The 15,442-nt window shown below is 59.3% G+C and carries 13 protein-coding genes, 1 tRNA gene and 1 pseudogene; 3 read left to right on the top strand and 12 right to left on the bottom strand.

The features are described 5' to 3' along the window. Window positions 1-4: 4 nt before the first annotated feature. From ACZ5EH_RS07520 to ACZ5EH_RS07470, 11 genes are all read right to left on the bottom strand, one after another. The gene (locus ACZ5EH_RS07520; protein ID WP_464277506.1) at window positions 5-937 is read right to left on the bottom strand and encodes an LpxL/LpxP family acyltransferase; all 933 of its coding nucleotides are present in this window, start codon (window positions 935-937) and stop codon (window positions 5-7) included. Continuing rightward, complete coding sequence (locus tag ACZ5EH_RS07515) at window positions 930-2,165, bottom strand: DUF2062 domain-containing protein (protein ID WP_464277505.1); 1,236 nt, start codon at window positions 2,163-2,165, stop codon at window positions 930-932. The genes ACZ5EH_RS07520 and ACZ5EH_RS07515 overlap by 8 nt, the downstream gene beginning before the upstream one ends. Further along, a complete protein-coding gene (locus ACZ5EH_RS07510; RefSeq protein WP_464277504.1) occupies window positions 2,158-3,603 on the bottom strand; it encodes a B12-binding domain-containing radical SAM protein in 1,446 nt (481 codons plus the stop codon). Before ACZ5EH_RS07510 ends, ACZ5EH_RS07515 begins: the two co-directional genes overlap by 8 nt. Window positions 3,604-3,705: 102 nt before the next feature. Further along, on the bottom strand, window positions 3,706-5,082 hold the full coding sequence (locus ACZ5EH_RS07505; RefSeq protein ID WP_464277503.1) for a lipid biosynthesis B12-binding/radical SAM protein: 1,377 nt from the start codon (window positions 5,080-5,082) through the stop codon (window positions 3,706-3,708). After that, the gene (locus tag ACZ5EH_RS07500) at window positions 5,079-6,344 is read right to left on the bottom strand and encodes a B12-binding domain-containing radical SAM protein (RefSeq protein ID WP_464277502.1); all 1,266 of its coding nucleotides are present in this window, start codon (window positions 6,342-6,344) and stop codon (window positions 5,079-5,081) included. The genes ACZ5EH_RS07505 and ACZ5EH_RS07500 overlap by 4 nt, the downstream gene beginning before the upstream one ends. A 14-nt stretch (window positions 6,345-6,358) precedes the next feature. After that, window positions 6,359-7,132 (bottom strand): beta-ketoacyl synthase N-terminal-like domain-containing protein, encoded by a 774-nt coding sequence (locus tag ACZ5EH_RS07495; RefSeq protein WP_464277501.1) that lies wholly within the window; start codon window positions 7,130-7,132, stop codon window positions 6,359-6,361. Continuing rightward, entirely contained in the window at window positions 7,129-8,322 is a 1,194-nt protein-coding gene (locus tag ACZ5EH_RS07490) for a beta-ketoacyl synthase N-terminal-like domain-containing protein (RefSeq protein ID WP_464277500.1), read from the bottom strand. The genes ACZ5EH_RS07495 and ACZ5EH_RS07490 overlap by 4 nt, the downstream gene beginning before the upstream one ends. Window positions 8,323-8,437: 115 nt before the next feature. Beyond that, the gene (locus ACZ5EH_RS07485) at window positions 8,438-8,896 is read right to left on the bottom strand and encodes an acyl-CoA thioesterase (protein ID WP_464277499.1); all 459 of its coding nucleotides are present in this window, start codon (window positions 8,894-8,896) and stop codon (window positions 8,438-8,440) included. Then, entirely contained in the window at window positions 8,896-9,276 is a 381-nt protein-coding gene (locus ACZ5EH_RS07480; protein WP_464277498.1) for an ApeI family dehydratase, read from the bottom strand. Before ACZ5EH_RS07480 ends, ACZ5EH_RS07485 begins: the two co-directional genes overlap by 1 nt. Window positions 9,277-9,278: 2 nt before the next feature. Further along, entirely contained in the window at window positions 9,279-10,028 is a 750-nt protein-coding gene (locus tag ACZ5EH_RS07475; RefSeq protein ID WP_464277497.1) for a hypothetical protein, read from the bottom strand. Beyond that, the gene (locus ACZ5EH_RS07470; RefSeq protein ID WP_464277496.1) at window positions 10,012-12,543 is read right to left on the bottom strand and encodes an MMPL family transporter; all 2,532 of its coding nucleotides are present in this window, start codon (window positions 12,541-12,543) and stop codon (window positions 10,012-10,014) included. The genes ACZ5EH_RS07475 and ACZ5EH_RS07470 overlap by 17 nt, the downstream gene beginning before the upstream one ends. 386 nt (window positions 12,544-12,929) lie before the next feature. Here ACZ5EH_RS07470 and ACZ5EH_RS07465 point away from each other — a divergent pair. The 3 genes and pseudogenes from ACZ5EH_RS07465 to murJ form a co-directional block, all read left to right on the top strand. Further along, window positions 12,930-13,082 (top strand): annotated as a pseudogene (locus ACZ5EH_RS07465) (type II secretion system protein); the annotation flags it as partial. A gap of 115 nt (window positions 13,083-13,197) precedes the next feature. Continuing rightward, entirely contained in the window at window positions 13,198-13,446 is a 249-nt protein-coding gene (locus ACZ5EH_RS07460) for a hypothetical protein (protein ID WP_464278357.1), read from the top strand. Between the two features lie 133 nt (window positions 13,447-13,579). Next, the gene (gene murJ, locus ACZ5EH_RS07455; RefSeq protein WP_464277495.1) at window positions 13,580-15,226 is read left to right on the top strand and encodes a murein biosynthesis integral membrane protein MurJ; all 1,647 of its coding nucleotides are present in this window, start codon (window positions 13,580-13,582) and stop codon (window positions 15,224-15,226) included. An 85-nt stretch (window positions 15,227-15,311) separates the two neighbouring features. On the opposite strand, the gene ACZ5EH_RS07450 is transcribed toward murJ, so the two are convergent. Beyond that, window positions 15,312-15,387: transfer RNA gene (locus tag ACZ5EH_RS07450), tRNA-His, on the bottom strand. Window positions 15,388-15,442 lie beyond the last annotated feature (55 nt).

Genomic DNA, 15,442 nt, shown 5'->3' with positions numbered 1-15,442 from the left:
GTATTCACTCCTGATCTTCGTTTCGCCACATATTATGAAAGTTGTAAAACTGGTACGGATAGCGGTGGCAATAGGATTCCAGCGCAGCGGCAAAGCGCATCACATAGGGGCGGCACCCTTCTGCACCTCTGCCAAGCCGGCGGGGTACGCGGATGATCTCCGGCACCTCCAGTTCGTACCCTCCGGCCGCCGTCCTGTGAGAAAAAAACACGGCCACGGGCGCGCCTGTTGCCGCTGCCACGCGATAGGCGCTCACAGGAAAACTGGCCTGCTCCCCCAAAAAGGGCACGGACAGCACGTTGCGCTCGCTGCCCTGGACTCTGTCGCCCATGACGCACAGCACTTCTCCACGCCCCAGCGCGGCATGCATCTCCACCGCGCCGCCAAGATACCCTGAAGGATCAATCACCTTGAAGGGCGTCTCCATGCCCCTGTGCTCAAACCAGTGGCGGTCCACGTCGCCCGCGTCACGCTGCATCAACATGTTCACGGGCGTTTCCAGAAAATCCATGGCTGCCATGGCCGCCTGCCATCCGCCAACATGGGCGCCCATCAGAATGCAGCCCTTGCCTTCGGCCAGCAGGTCCAGCAATGCATCGCGCCCTGTGGTGAAGCTCGCGCCCAGTTCGTCAGGGCCTAAAATACCGACGGCGGCGCGGTCCACAAGTGCTTTGCCGAATTGCACACTCAGCTTGTAGCTATGGTGCAGCAACGCGGCTCCCCGCGCTTCCGGAAACCGTCTGCGCAGATAAAAAAGCGTCCTGTCCCGCAGTGCAGGACGAAACAGCGTGTACCACAGGACCACCAGCCGCAGGAAGCCATAAGCCCAGGGCCTCCCGCCCAGGCGAATCAGCCTGTAAAAAAACGCGTGTTGGAAACGGCTCGCCACACTGCGGCTGTTCCACCCCCGTGGCCTTCCTTGCTGCGTCTCAGCCATTTTTGCGCACCACCTTGTTGCCCTTCTTTACGCCGTGCGCCAGAACGTAGAGCACGCCGCCAGTCAACAGGGCAAACACCGGCCCCAGGACCACGCCCCCGAGCAGCCATTCCAGCAATCGTTGCGGCGCCTGATACCCCAGGGTTTCTATGGAAATTTCTGTCAGAAAGCTGCCATGCCGTAAAAAGTGCCCGGCCTCGATGCACAAGGCCGGCATGATAGGCGGCATGCAGAGCTGATTTACGCCAAGCGCGATAAACCTGTTGCGCCCCAGATATCCTGAGGCAGTGATGACGGTGATGGTTTGCAGCCCTGGCAAAGGCAGACACCCGATGAGCATGCCCAGCCCGCCGGAAAGCGCCACCTCTTTCGGGGGCACCCCGGTCCGCACCAGGTCCCGCACGGAATCCAAAGGATGAATGGGGCGGAATCCAGCACTGACGCATTCCCCCGCTGCGTCCTCTGGAACTAGCCGCTGGTGGGGCCAGGGCAGTACAGAACGGAATGTCAGCCGCGTATTCAGCCAGGAAATACGTGCATTATCCTGAAAAGCCTTGAAATGTGACACCCGCGACGCCTTTTCCGGATAGTGCACGCGTATGGGAATATCCACCAGCTCCAGCCCGGCCCAGGCCGCGCGCACCAGCACCTCCACTTCAAAGGCGTAGCGGTCTTCATTGAAGTCCAGGTCCAGCAGCGCAGCCAAAGGGTAGGCGCGGAACCCGCTCTGGCTGTCCCCCAGCTTGCGCCCCGTATGTACGCGCAACCAGAAATTGGAAAAACTGCGGCCAAAGCGCGAAGCGCCCGGCACATGCAAGGTGTCGAAATCTCGCTCACCCACAAACAAGGCAAAGGGGCGCTCTGCAACTGCTGCAAAAAATTTCGCTAAATCCTCGGGATCATGCTGCCCGTCCGCGTCCAGCGTCACCAGGTGGCTGCACCCTAGCTCCCTGGCCTTGCCCGCCGCCGTCCTGATCGCGGCTCCTTTGCCCAGGTTTTTCTCGTGCCGCAAAAACACCGCATCCTGACCGGCCATGGCCTTTTCCGGCGCGTCCGTGCTGCCGTCGTCCACCACAATGGGCAGCGAAAAAAGCTCCAGGTTCGCAAAGCGCCCTGCTTCCTTGCGCAGCATGTCCCGCGCCCCGGCTACCACCTGGGGCAGGGTCGCCGCATGGTTGTACACCGGCACGGCCACGGCAAGCCGCAGTCCCTGGAAGCAATCATTCATAGCGTTCCCCCTGGCGAGCAAACCGCAAAAACTGCCCCAGGTTTGCAAGAAAGCGCCGCCAGCTGTCCGGGGAGCGCCAGATCATGGATGTCTTGTCCCACATGGCTCGGGGGCTGGTGTAAAACGCCTTGTAAAATGCCGTGAATTCCTGTTCCAGGGTGGCTTTGTCCAGGCCATGGGGCACGAACAGAAAGTGCATGCAGTCCATGCGCTCCCAGTCTTCTTCAAATGTTCCGTATTCCCGGATGTTTTCATAGACTGGCGAGCCCGGAAACGGCGTGAATTTGGCCATGTTCAGATCGTCCAGCGGCAAGGACAACGCAAAATCCCGGGTATGGCGTATGCTCTCCAGAGTCTCCCCCGGCAGGCCCATCATCAAGAGCCCCTTGGCCCGCAGCCCGGCCTTCTTGATCTCGCGCACCGTGCCGGCCACATGCTCCACCCGCATGGTGCGGTTCAACCCGTCCAGCACGTCCTGCGCCGCGCTTTCTATCCCCAGACTGACCATCCACCCGCCTGCGCGCTTGAGCAGCCGCAGCAGGTCAGGATCAACATGATCCGCACGGACAGCACAGTTAAAGGTCATGCCCAAGGGCTTTTCAAGCAGCATTTCACAGAACTCCACCACCCGCTTTTTGCGAAAGGTGAACTGGTCATCATAAATATTTACGTGGCGCACGCCAAAGTCCTGCCGCAGATGGCGCAAATGCTCGTATAAATACGCGGCCGAATTGAAACGGTACGTCCGCCGGAACACGGAACGATCGCAATAGCCGCACGCATAGGGGCACCCTCTGCTGGAAGTGCAGGTTGCGCCAGGCGCTCTGGGGTAATTGAAGAGCGGCAATGTGTAGGCCTGGGGGAAACCGGCCATTTTGCCATAGGCGGGGAAAGGCAGCGTATCCAGCTCCAGCAGATCCTTGCGCGCTGCGTTCTCGCACACCTGCCCCGCCTCGTCGCGGTACACCAGCCCGGGAATCTCCTTCCAGGCAGTGGGGCCGTCGGCTCCCGCCGCCAACAGTTCCTCCAGGGTCTTTTCCCCCTCTCCCGCCACCACAAAATCCAGCTCGGGATGCTCCTCAAGACAGCGTTTTGTTTGGGACGACGCATGCACCCCGCCCATGACGGTGCGCACACCAGGCAAAGCCTGACGCAACACGCCCGCCAGACGCACACCATCCAGGAACGTGGCCGTGGTGCAACTGAACCCAACCCAGGCGGGCCGCATGTCTGCGGCGGCATCCAGCAGTTCCTTGTCATCGGGCGCGGCATAACAGTCCACGATACGCGTGGCGTACCCGGCCCGGTCCAACCAGGCGGCAATGGATGCCAATCCCAAAGGGGGCATGATGTTTGCCAGCCTGGAAATGGCGGACGCCCCACCCCGCGCCCCGGAAGGATGCACCAGCAGAATGCTCTTTTCGTCCAAACGACTCATAAAGAACCTTTTGTCTGTCGCCCGAGGGGTACCCCCCGTAAAAAGGGTTGTCCCTGCGGACGCCCCTTTCAAAAGTCATCGTTGCGCCTGAAAAGCTGTTTCTTATTTCCTTGCCTTTCCCCGTGGAGCGCGGGATTCCAGCAACTTGTTCCATAGCAGCCCCTTGTGGCCGAAGCGGCGCATCACATCCATGCGCAGTTGCGCCTCTCCCGGCGGAAACAGACGCAGCCGGTTGCCTTGAAACGCCTCCATCAGGCGTTTGTTCAAGGCTTCACGGTCCACATGGGGCGAAAAATAATACACGGGGCGCAGCAGGTCATCCCCAGGCGCCAGCACCCCTTCTTCCAGGGCATGCTGCAGCAGGGCAGTGCCCGGCAAAATGCGAATACCGGAGAAAGCGAAAACCACGCTCTTTTCCAGCCGCGTCAGGTTTCGTACGCTCTCTTCAATGGTCTCCGGCGTCTCGCCAGGGCCGGCAAACATCACAAAATGCGCGGCAGGCAGGCCTGCTTGGCGGGCCGCCGCATCCGAGCGCACAATCTCGTCAAAATCAAATCCCTTGTTCAATCCCGCCAGGGTTGCGCCGGCGCACGCATCGCTGCCCAGCTCCAGGGCCATGCACCCGCTTCTGCGCATCAAGTCCAGGTCATCCTTTCGCAAATCCTTGGGCCGAAAAAAGGCGCTCCATTTCATGGTGGAGCCGGCACGGACCAGGGCCTCGGCAACCTCCAGCCAGTGCCCTGCAGGGTCATTGAACACGGAATCCGTAAAAAACAGCTCGCGCACGCCGTGCTCCTTGTGCAACCAGAGCACGTCTTCCGCCACTTCTTCCGCCGGCTTCGGGGTAAAGCGCCGTCCCTCCAGGGCAGGATAGGTGCAATAGCTGCAATTGAAGCAGCACCCGCGCTTTGTCTGCAGATTGGCCAGGCCGCTTTCACCAATGTAGTAATCCAGAATACCCCCATCGTATGCAGGACGGGGGGCGGCGCAGCAGCTTGCCGCGCCGGCCAACTCGTGGGCCGTATACACACCGGGGCGAGCTTCGCCTTTGTTCAGTTTTTCGAGCAAGGCAGGCATGGCGGCTTCGCCCGCTCCGGAAATACCGTAATCTGCGCCAAGAAAGGCCAGAATGGCCTCGGGCATGATGGAGAAGGCAGGCCCGCCCAGCACAACAGGAGCGTTTGTGGCTTGGCGCACCGCTTCTGCAAGGCTTTTGGCGCGCCCCAGATACCAGTGCTCCTCACCGGCAAAGGAATCCACATTGTCGATGTTGCGCAGGGACATGCCAACAACATCGGGGGCGAAATCCCTGATGGCCTGGTGCAAGGCGGCTTCCCCCCCTTGCGAGGCCATGAGGTCGTACTGCCGTACTGTGTGTCCCGCGGCAACGAGCCCGGCCGCCACCACGCTCATGCCCAGGGGGTAAACCGGGTACGGCTCGGTGGCAGTATTGCACGCCAGCAAAAAGACCCGGCTCACGACTCCTCTCGCGGGGCCTTGAAACTGCGTGGGGTGCGCGGGTTGTATCGGCGGTAGGTGCCGTCGGCCATCTCGCGCTGCACAACTTTTCGGAACAGTTCGCCCATTTTGATCTTCTCGCCCCCTCCGGCATAAAAGGTGTCCCAGGCGTAGTGATAGAGTTCCTCGAGCTTGTGCGGCGTCATGTGCCGTGGCTGGAACACAACCTGGTCACAGGTGTAGTCAGCCCAGTTGTTGCTGAAAATGCGGCCTTCGGATTCAAGCTTGGCGCGCACGGGGGAGTGAGGAAACGGCGTAAGGATGGTGAACTCGGCGATGTCCAGTTCGTTCTCCATCAAAAAATCAACCAGACGCTTCACATCATCTTCGGTCTGGTCGTCCGTACCCAGCAGAATGGTGCCTTCAATGGCGATGCCATGATCCTTGAGCTGGCGGATGCGCTTCCTGATGACGTCCGAGGTATCAAAAATGGCCTGGTACACGTACCAGCACCCCGCCTTGGCAGCCAGCTCCAGAATCTCGTCGTCATACATCACAGGGTGCGAGACCCATTTCTTTTTCAGCGGGATCATTGCCGTGAACAGTTCCTTGAGCCACTCGCGGTCCTGGGAAAGGGAATTATCCACCACAAAAAGCCGGTTGTTGGGGATGCCTTCCATTTCCTGAATGACAGTCTCCACTGGACGGGGGCGGTGCACCTTGCCCCCCAAGTACCCGACACAGCAGGGGAAGCAATTGAACCGGCAACCGCGGGAGGCATGCACCAGATCCACCATCTGCACGCCGCGATAATTGTACAAGGAGCGGTCCAGTATGTCGCGCCGGGCTGCCCCCACAAGGCTTATGTCCGGTGGCGTGCGCCAGTAATCGTATACCTTGCGCAACTTGCCGTCCTGAAAATCCTGGAGGACCTGCCCAAAACGTCCTTCAGCCTCGCCGAGAAAAACCGCGTCGGCATGTTCGGCCACCTCTGCCGCATGAAGCTGGGTGGCAATGCCACCGAACACCACCTTTTTACCCCGGGCGCGCAATTCGTCCGCAAGTTCAAAGGCCCTGGGCAGCTGGCTGGTGAGCATCACGCTCATGGCCACCAGATCGCAAGGCGCGTCCAGGTCTACCGGAACGCGGTTGTCATCGGTAAAAAAGACATCCACGCTTTCCGGTACTGTGGCGGCAAAAACCACCGGACCGTGCGGGGGCAGATGGAATTCCGTCTGACGCAACAACTTGCGCCATTTTGGGTAGATGATGTGCAGACGCATGGTGACCTGTGGCTTCAGGCGCGCCGACCAAAGGGCAGGCGCGAAAGCAAGGTTTGGATATCGCCGACGGGGGCGTTTTCGTAAAGGATAGCGCCTTCCCCTCCAGAAGGCGCAGCACAGCTTCCATAGCCGAGGGCAGAGTACCCCGGGGGCAGTCGCTTTTCAAGAACCAGAACCAATGCGCCACGCGGCGCATGGCCGCAAGCGCCCTCAAGACCAACTGCGGCTTCGGGAGCGCCCAGCTCGGCAATGCCGGCCAGCATCAGGGAGGCTTCTCCCCAATCTATCATATCCAGGGCAGTGGCCAGCGCAGCAAGTCCCTGCCCGTGCGCCACACCAGGAGGCTCCTGCAAGGCCATGGCGGGGCCCGTCAAGCCAAAGCGCAAGGCCGCTTCGCCCAGAGCTATGCTGGGCAAGGTGTAGGCGAACAGATGCGGACTCGCCATCTCGCCATGGGGGGGCACTGTGCCCCAGTAGGCAACATCCGTGGCCAAACAACCGTAGCCCGTGGACATCACCGCCCCAGCAGGGGTAGGCGTGGAGCGCGCAGCTTTGCCGTACAAGCCTGCATCTCGCAGAGCCATGGCGCAAGCCGCCAGCCACACGCGACACAGGGCGTCCATGCGGCCAAAGCTCTTATCCGGGGCGTCCAGCACATCCACACGCCGCAGTTCCGGCAGCGGTCCATCCCCAAACGGCAAGGCACGGGGAACACCCTGCCCTGTGCCGCCCATATCCTGGGGCGCGCACCAGCCGATACCTGTAATCTGCACCGTACAGTCACTCATGAAGCACCCCCCGGCAGGGTAAACGCCAGCACGGCATTGGCGCCGCCAAATCCTGCATTGCAGCTCACCAGAGCCGGTGCCTGCAATGTCTGGCACGCAGCGGCAGCCTTGCCCTGGCAACGCGGTTCCGGCGCCGTCAATCCAACAGTGGGGGGGATACGCAACTCGCGCAGGGCTTGCAGACAAAACGCCGCCTCCATGGCCCCGGAAGCTGCCATGGAGTGCCCCAACGCGCCTTTTGCCGTGAAAAACGGGGGAATGTCGGCAAATACATGTTCAAAAGCTGTGAGTTCCATGGCGTCGTTGTACACAGTGCCCGTACCATGGGCGCAAATGCCTGCGGTGGCGTACTGCTTGCCGCTGCGTTCCAGCGCAGCATGAAGGGCTGCGCGCAGACCTCTGGCGTCCTTTGCAGGGGCGGTGATATGGCGGGCGTCCGAGGCCAGCCCCCAACCACACAGCGCACCCATGGGGGCATACCCATGTTTACGGGCGAATTCAGGCGCCATCAGCAGCAAAGCGGCCGCGCCTTCTCCCAGGTTAAGCCCGTCCCGCGCTACATCAAACGGCTTGCAGGGGTGTTCCGACACGGCGCGCAGGGCCGCAAACCCCGTCTGGGTGAAGGGTGAAATAATATCCGCCGCCAGCACCAGCGCAACATCACAGCGTTTTTTTGCTATGGCCTGGGCGGCGCGGATAATGGCCACAGCGCCTGATGCGCAGGCAGCGGCGACGTTTTCGCCCCCTGCCGGCGTGCAATGCAATCGCTCCTTCGCCCAGTCCCGGATTCCTGCCGGCAATACATCCTTCCATGCCGCCACGGGATATTCTTGGCCAAAATTACGCTCAAGTACGTCGATGCCGGCTTTTGCGCTGGAAACATACAGAAAAAGACGCCCCTTGTTTACGGGCCAGCCCTTCATCCTGGTCGCCAGCTTGTCCAGCAGAGAAAGCAGCAGCGAACGCCCTGCCGTCATATTCGATTTGGCTTCCAACCCCGGCACAAGGGCGGCGTATCCCGGCGTTCCGGCGGCAAACCGTCCGCCAACATCAAGCGGACGCACTGCGCCCTCTCCGGCGCACAGCCTGCGCCATGTGGCGTCCAGGCTGTCGGCCAGCGGAGACACCACTTCAGCATGGGTTACCCACACCGGCGGAAACCAAGGCAAGACATCGGTGGAAAATCCCATCGTAAACCATGATCCGGGCGGGAACATCTTGAAAGACCTTCCCTCTCCGGACTCCCCCTTTCAGAACTTATTGATATTGTAATCTACTGAAATACTGACGATAAAAATTAATCTTTCACCAGCACCCCTTCGCGCCAGCGCTGCAAAAATTCCATATAGAACGGGGGGGCACCATCTGCAGCACCTCGTCCGCGTCCAGCATGAGCTGCACGGTGTAGCCCGTGGTGCACAGCCTTTCTGCTTCGTCGCGGATGGAGCAAGAATAGTTGATGCGCGCAGCTTCGGTAAAATGCAGGGCGCCCTCGATGCTGCAGACCTGGCCGAATCGCAACGGCCTGTGGTAGTCCAGATGCATTTTCTTGATGGGCGCAAGCACCCCGGCTGCATAAAGGTCCATGTAGCCGATGCCAAAGGTTTCGCAAACCGCCACCCGCGCATCTTCCAGGTAGCTGGGGTAGCGGCCGTGCCAGACAATGCCCAGGGGGTCCACTTCTTCGAAGCGCACACGGCGTTGCACCGTTTGCCGCAGCGGCGCAGGGTCACCCGGAGCTGTCGAAAAATAGGGCTTACGCATCAGCTATGGTCCTGCGTTTCGTGGCATCGCAGTATGATTGAAGCCGCTCGCCCCTGGCTTGTTTCAATATCCACTACATATCCTTTCTTGCCCGTGGTGATTTGCACCTGCAGCGCTCCGGGCCCTATGGGCAGCATGAACTTTGCGCGCTCCACGCCAGTTATTGCAGGAGGCGTAAGCCCCTGGCTTTCCAGCCAATGCGTAAGCGCCATGCGCGCCAGCATCACCTGGACAAAGGCAGGCAGGATGGGATTTTCGGGAAAATGTCCCTGAAACGCAGGAAAATCCGCAGCAAGTTCGAAGCGCTGCACCACCGCCCCTTCGCTGGATTCGTGAGGAGCGGCAAGCTGCTGTTGCAATGCTTCGTAAATGTTATTCACGTTCAGTTCCCCGCCTCTTCCGGCGCAAACGAAACCAACAAGGCATGAATCGTATAGCCGCCGCTGGCGTCGTGGTATGCCAAACGCCGTGGCCATGGCAAGCGCATGTTTCCTGCTGGTTGCCAGTCGGAAAAAGCAAGCTCCCACTCCGCATCCGGCGCAGACAGTCCTGTCAACCGTCCAGCATTTTCCGTATCCGGCGCTGCATAGATCCGTTGCAGCAAGGATTTTGCCCGCTTTGCCCCCACACCGGCTGTTTCGTATGCAAGCATATATTCGCCGGTGCGCGCATAACGGCCGGCAGTGTCCACATTTTCCGGCAGGGGCAGCAGCAGCATGCGTCTGAAAGTGCGCGCAATGTGGCGCACTACAGAAGGCGCCTTTTTCAAATCAGGCGCCACACTATGAGTGATGTGTCCGGAGGGGGTCACGTCCAGGTCGCAGATGGTCAACCCCATATCGCCCATGACGACGACGCGGGCGACATGGTTGCCACCGTCGCGGCGCACTATCGCGCTCAGGCGCAACTTGCGCGAGCCAATCTCCAGACGACCTTCCAGTCGCAGCATGGCAACACCTTCCATGCCCAGCCAGTCATTTGCAAGCAGCTCTCCGGCCTTTGCGGCATCAAAAGCCGCAGGCGCTTCCAGCCAGGGGTGGGTACGCACACTGGCGCAACCGACCACAAACAAGATGGCCAGGGCGCAAAGCGTGCGCGCTCCGAAATGTCTCGCGTCAGATGTCTTTGGCACGTCTTTTCCTCAACAATTCCTGTAGCGCGGGCACCACCAGCAATGATGCGGGCAAGGCGCCAGCCAGCCCGTATACAACCGCCACGCCCATGGAATGCAATGCAGGATGGCTGGCGGCGGCCAAAACGCCAAATCCGAGCAGGGTACTGAGTCCGGAGAGCAATACGGCCTGATCCGTGCTTTCCGCGTGGGTGCGCTCTCCGCGCATGGTCATGAATATGCCGTAATCCACGGCCAGTCCCATGCAAAGCACCGCGGCCAGCACACCGTAAATGTTCAAGCCGGTATTCATAAAGCCCGTCCCCCCTGCCAGGGCGGCCAGGGCGGAGGCAACAGGCACCGCAGCCAGCAGCATCTTGCGCGGACTGCGAAAAAGCAAAAGCAACAAAACGAGCACCGCGCCGGACGCCAGCAGCAGAAACCGCGTAAAGTCCCGCTGCAGGGACCGCTGCATCTGCTCCCGGAACCTGGTCTGCGAGACCAATCGCATGGGGCCTTCGCCGCTGGTCCAGGCTTGCGGCAATCGCCGCAGGAGAAGCGGATCATCCGGCAACAGCGTGAGCACCTGAAATCCGTCTTCCGATCCCTGCGTCAGCATGTCCAGCACAGCGCCGAGCCCCATTTCGCGTAGCGTACCCGCCGTCATGGAAGCGGGGGGCTCTTGCAAATATTCAAAGAAAGGGGCGAAGGCGTTTTCGCTGAAACCAAGGTCCTTAGCCCGGAGGAGCAAGACATCCCGCAACACTGGAAGTTGCTTCTCCCAAAAACTTTGCCACTCCGCCTGCCTGGCGTCCTGTGTCGCCTGGGAGGGCAAAAGGGGCGCCAAGGAAAGAACCGGCCCCAATGCAACGGGGGCTACGGCGGGAGCTTCCACCTGGGCAGATGGCGCTTCCGCAACCTGAGGCTGCATCAGCAACACAAGCTGCTGGTAGGCAGTTTCATTGGCCTGCAAGGCCTTTTGCAGGGTATCTCCCCTGGCGAACAACATGGCCTGGCCACGAACATCGCCCCACGTCTGCTTGAATTCCAACTCGGCAGACAAAAGACTCTCCGGCATCACTGCGAGCTTGCGCAGGTCTCCTTCAAGCACGAGATTACGCCCAAGAAATATGCACACAGCCATGCCCAGGAGCCAAAGGATAAAAATCCATCCGGCCTTCTTTTGCGCAAAGGACTGCCGTCTTTGTTGCCGCAGTTTGCACGCCGGCCCGCTCGGCAGGCCGTCCTGCCCATGGGTCATGCTGGGCTCCACCAATACGTCCAGCCCTTCCAGTAATTCGCAATCGGGCTCTGCATCATCATCGTCAACCGGATACAGAGGCTCTTTGGGGTGTTTTTCCCTGCCAAGGGGGAAATGGGGCAGCACAACAAGCGCCATCGCCACGGCGGCCAAAAGGCCGGCCAGGGAGAAAACGCTCAACTGGCGCACACCGGGAAGCTCGGAAAGAAGCATGATGGAAAAGGCCGCCGCCGTGGTCAAAAAGGAAAAGCCGACCGGCCTTGCAACACTGGAGATTATTTCACCCGGCAGCCCTTCTTCTCTCCGCATGGCCAGGAAAACGTGCAGGGCAAAATCAACGCAAATGCCCATGAGCACGCCCCCGAATCCCAGGGTTATGCCGGAAACGACATTCCAGGCAGCCCCCACCGCAGCAGCGCCCACCAGGTAGGCGACAGCCGGCACCATGAGCACGAAAAGCACGCGCCAACTGCGTACAGCCAGTCCGAAAAGCAGCCCGAGCCCGATGCAGGAGAGCGTAAGGATGCGTTTAAGATCGGCCTTTATGGCCGCCGCATTGGCCACTGTATAGCCGTGCGCGCCGATAATCGACGCGCTGCAGCCTTCGGGCAGGGTTGCATCTATCGCGTTGTCGATTTCCTTGAGCAGCTTCTCAGCCCCTCCAACATCCGTGAGGGGAATCTGCGTTTCCGCCAGCACCAGGGCATGGCGCCTGTCCTGACTAAGAAAACGCCCCATATAGAGTCGCATGCGCGGCAGCATGTTCACTGCCCTGAGCTTTGCCAGGGCGAACTCCCGCAGGCCAAGGGGATCTTTCTGCAGCAACCCTTCGAGTATGAAGCTTTGCGGACTCTGGAGCAGCAGCAGGTCCTGCTCCAAGGCGCGTCCCACAGCTTCAGGGACGAGCCTGGCCTTGATGGCTTCCAGGTCAACTGCGTCAGCCAGGGAAGGAAGGCGTTCGTACAGAGTTTCGGCAAGCTTGGCAGGAGATTTCCCCGGAGGCCCGGCCATTGCGCTGGTCACCAAAGGCGCTCCCAGTTCCTTGAGCGCGTCAGCCAGTTCTTTTGCGGCGGAGGTCAGGCGATCTGGTCCAAGGCCTGTATCGTCAGAAATGGATATGGCCAACCTTTTAGCAAAAGGGGCTTTTTGTAGAAGCTCGAAATCAACAACGACATCGCCCTGGTCCGGCAGCATGGCCGCTGCGTTTTCCCCCACCTGCATGCGAGAAAGTGAAAGCAGGCAGAGGGCCAGCAACACACCGCAGAAAAGCGCCAAAGCGCGTCGCCTACGCGAAAAATGTGAATAGGTATTCGCAAACATGGAGTTGGGGCTATAGCACGCTTTGCCATCACCCTGCCAGCATCTGCGCGGGCCCAACACGATTGTCAGTTTTCCACCTTTTTAGTCATTTTTTTCTGTTTGCGCCCTATTCTAACGCATCTTCGGACAAGAATGACGATTTAAGACTTTTGGCATTCTAACTGACTGTTTCCAGATCACATGTATTTAGAGGTTATGAACTAAAGCACTGTACATTGGGCGCACTTATGGAGAATCACTATTTACAGAATAAATACTTATGCGCATATTGCATTACATCTACAAATTAACTATATTCACAGTAAGCACTTTAACAGCTGCTGTTTCATAGGGGGGATACTATGAACTTAAACTCTTTTTTAAAGTATCATTCAGTTTTTTACATCAGGCGACCCCATACTATTACACATGGGCGTGCTCCAGTCACAAAACAGCAAAACGGCTTCACCCTGATTGAGATCATCATCACACTTATGTTGATTGCCGTTACTGGCACTGCGCTTTTCCAGTTTATGAACACAACCATACCTTTTAGTGGTGCCCCGGCTAACTGGGTGCGACAGGAGGCAATGACGTATCAGGAGAAAGAATATGCACTATGGACACCTCATGGGAAACAGGCTTGCTGTTATTTTGGCCCTGTTAGCCCTCTTATGCAGCTTATTTATTACAAAGACCATGACCGCTTTTGCATTGGAAGCAAAAGACAAAGATATGACGGCAATAGATTCAGGCCTGAACGAACAAAGCACAGATTCTGTTGGTGCTACGGAATCACCCCAAAAAAGGCCTGCTCCCAAAAATGGCGCACAGCCTCGCAAAGACAATTTCATCAAGGTGCATAAAGACGCAGAATAAAATAATTGACGATGTGGCTTTTTTCCTGTCATTGTTAAAACTAGCATATTTGCCACGAGACCCAGGGGGGAATCCGGAAGACGTGGGACGCGGAGGACGGCGCAAGCCGTCCTTCTCCTTTTTGAGGCGCTGGATGGCAAGGCAACGCCGAGGTAAAACTTTTGCACATCCCAGCCTGAGCCCCTTGCCAAGCCAGCCGCGGCCGGACTACACCCCTGCCATGCCGCCAGCACAGCCAAAAACCAGCAACAGCGACGCATTGCGCAACACCTCCCGACTCGCAGGTCTCACCGCCACGAGCCGCATTCTGGGCTTTGCACGCGATCTGGCCATCGCCATCGTAATAGGGGCAGGTCCCCTGGCGGATGCCTTTTTCGTGGCTTTTCGCATTCCCAACCTGCTGCGCCGCCTTTTTGGAGAAGGCACGCTGAGCCTGGCCTTTGTCCCCGAGTTCAACCGGCTGCAGCAGGTGGAGGGGCAAGAGCGCGCCTTTGCCATGGCCAGAAGCACAATGTTCTGGACATTGCTTGCAAGCGGGGGCGTTTGCCTTTTGTGCATGCTGTTCCCCCAAGTTGTGGCCACGCTGCTTGCGCCTGGCTTTGTCGACGCGCCTGAACAGTTCCAGGCGACTGTCGCCATGGTGCGTATTTGCGCTCCTTATGGGGTGCTGCTGCTGGCTGCGGGCGTCAGCATGGGCGTATTGCATGGACTCGGTGCGTTCACCCCCCCTGCATTTGCGCACATCGTGCTTAATCTGGTCTTTCTGGCAGCGTTGGGCTTTGCCGCCCTTTTTCTGGGAACAGGGGGCAATGCGGCCTGGGCTTTGGCCTGGGCACTCCCCGTGGCTGGCGCATTGCAATTTTTGGCGCAACAACCAGCCCTTGCCAAACGCGGCTTTGCCTGGCGGAAAAAGGTTTCTCTCAAAGACCCCGCCGTCATGCGGCTAGCCAAAGAAGCGCCCCCTTCCATTGTGGGAGCGTCCACCCTGCAAATAGTGGGGCTGGTGGCCACACTGCTGGCCACGTTGCTCCCCACGGGGAGTGTTTCCTGGCTCTATTATGCCGACAGGCTGGTGCAATTGCCTTTGGGCGTATTTGGGGCGACCATCGGCATGGTGGCGCTGCCGCAACTCGCCACATGCAACGCCCAGGGAAATACAGGCGAATTCAACACGGTTCTGGGCAACGCCCTGGAATTGACGCTTTTTATCAGCCTGCCGGCCGCGGCGGGGCTAGCGGGGCTGGCCACCCCAATCGTGTCCTTGCTCTTTGGGCATGGAGCTTTTGACGCAACCGCCGTTGAAGGCGCTTCCGGCGTATTGGCGGCCATGGCGCTCGGGCTTCCCCCCTTTGCCGCCATCCGGCCGCTGGCCGCGGCGTGCTGCTCCCGGCAGGAAGCTGCTTATACTTGGAAGGCTGGCATGGGCGGTATTGCCCTCTTTCTCATACTGGCCTGGCCATTGATGCGCTTATTTGACGCCGGCGGTCTGGCGCTGGCCATGGCCATGGCTGGCTGGGCCAATGCCATGCTGCTGTATATCGGCCTGCGAAAAAGGGACATACGACCTGCCCTAGCCCTGCGGCAACTGGCCGTGCCCTTGCTCTTAAGCATCGGCGTATATGCAGCTTCGCGGCTGGGCGCTCACGTGGGGAGCGGTTCCCCCCGAACGGCTGCGCTGGTCCTTGTCCCTTTGCTGGCCATGGGGTATATGCTCGCGGCACACGGCTTGGGCGTTACGGCTGCCCGTAAAACATTTCGCTTGATCAGCAGGCGCTTTTGAAATCGGGAAAAATGCAACATACCGGCCGGGCGGATGCAAAAAGAAAAAGCCGCGTCCAGGACGCGGCTTTCAATGGGATCAAAAATGGGGCGAGAGATGGGACTTGAACCCACGGCCACATGGGCCACAACCATGTGCTCTACCACCTGAGCTACTCCCGCCGTAAAGACGGTATTGATATAACAAGTCACTGCGGCAGTCAACAGTTCGTTACCG

The sequence above is a fragment of the Desulfovibrio biadhensis genome, from assembly GCF_055388615.1.
This window is presented reverse-complemented; position numbering and strand designations above follow the sequence as displayed.

Bases quoted from the DNA above. Each gene is read 5' to 3' on its own strand.
- ACZ5EH_RS07520 (WP_464277506.1), bottom strand. From the start codon at position 937: ATGGCTGAGACGCAGCAAGGAAGGCCACGGGGGTGGAACAGCCGCAGT.
- ACZ5EH_RS07515 (WP_464277505.1), bottom strand. From the start codon at position 2,165: ATGAATGATTGCTTCCAGGGACTGCGGCTTGCCGTGGCCGTGCCGGTG.
- ACZ5EH_RS07510 (WP_464277504.1), bottom strand. From the start codon at position 3,603: ATGAGTCGTTTGGACGAAAAGAGCATTCTGCTGGTGCATCCTTCCGGG.
- ACZ5EH_RS07500 (WP_464277502.1), bottom strand. From the start codon at position 6,344: ATGCGTCTGCACATCATCTACCCAAAATGGCGCAAGTTGTTGCGTCAG.
- ACZ5EH_RS07495 (WP_464277501.1), bottom strand. From the start codon at position 7,132: ATGAGTGACTGTACGGTGCAGATTACAGGTATCGGCTGGTGCGCGCCC.
- ACZ5EH_RS07490 (WP_464277500.1), bottom strand. From the start codon at position 8,322: ATGGGATTTTCCACCGATGTCTTGCCTTGGTTTCCGCCGGTGTGGGTA.
- ACZ5EH_RS07485 (WP_464277499.1), bottom strand. From the start codon at position 8,896: ATGCGTAAGCCCTATTTTTCGACAGCTCCGGGTGACCCTGCGCCGCTG.
- ACZ5EH_RS07460 (WP_464278357.1), top strand. From the start codon at position 13,198: ATGGGAAACAGGCTTGCTGTTATTTTGGCCCTGTTAGCCCTCTTATGC.
- murJ (WP_464277495.1), top strand. From the start codon at position 13,580: ATGGCAAGGCAACGCCGAGGTAAAACTTTTGCACATCCCAGCCTGAGC.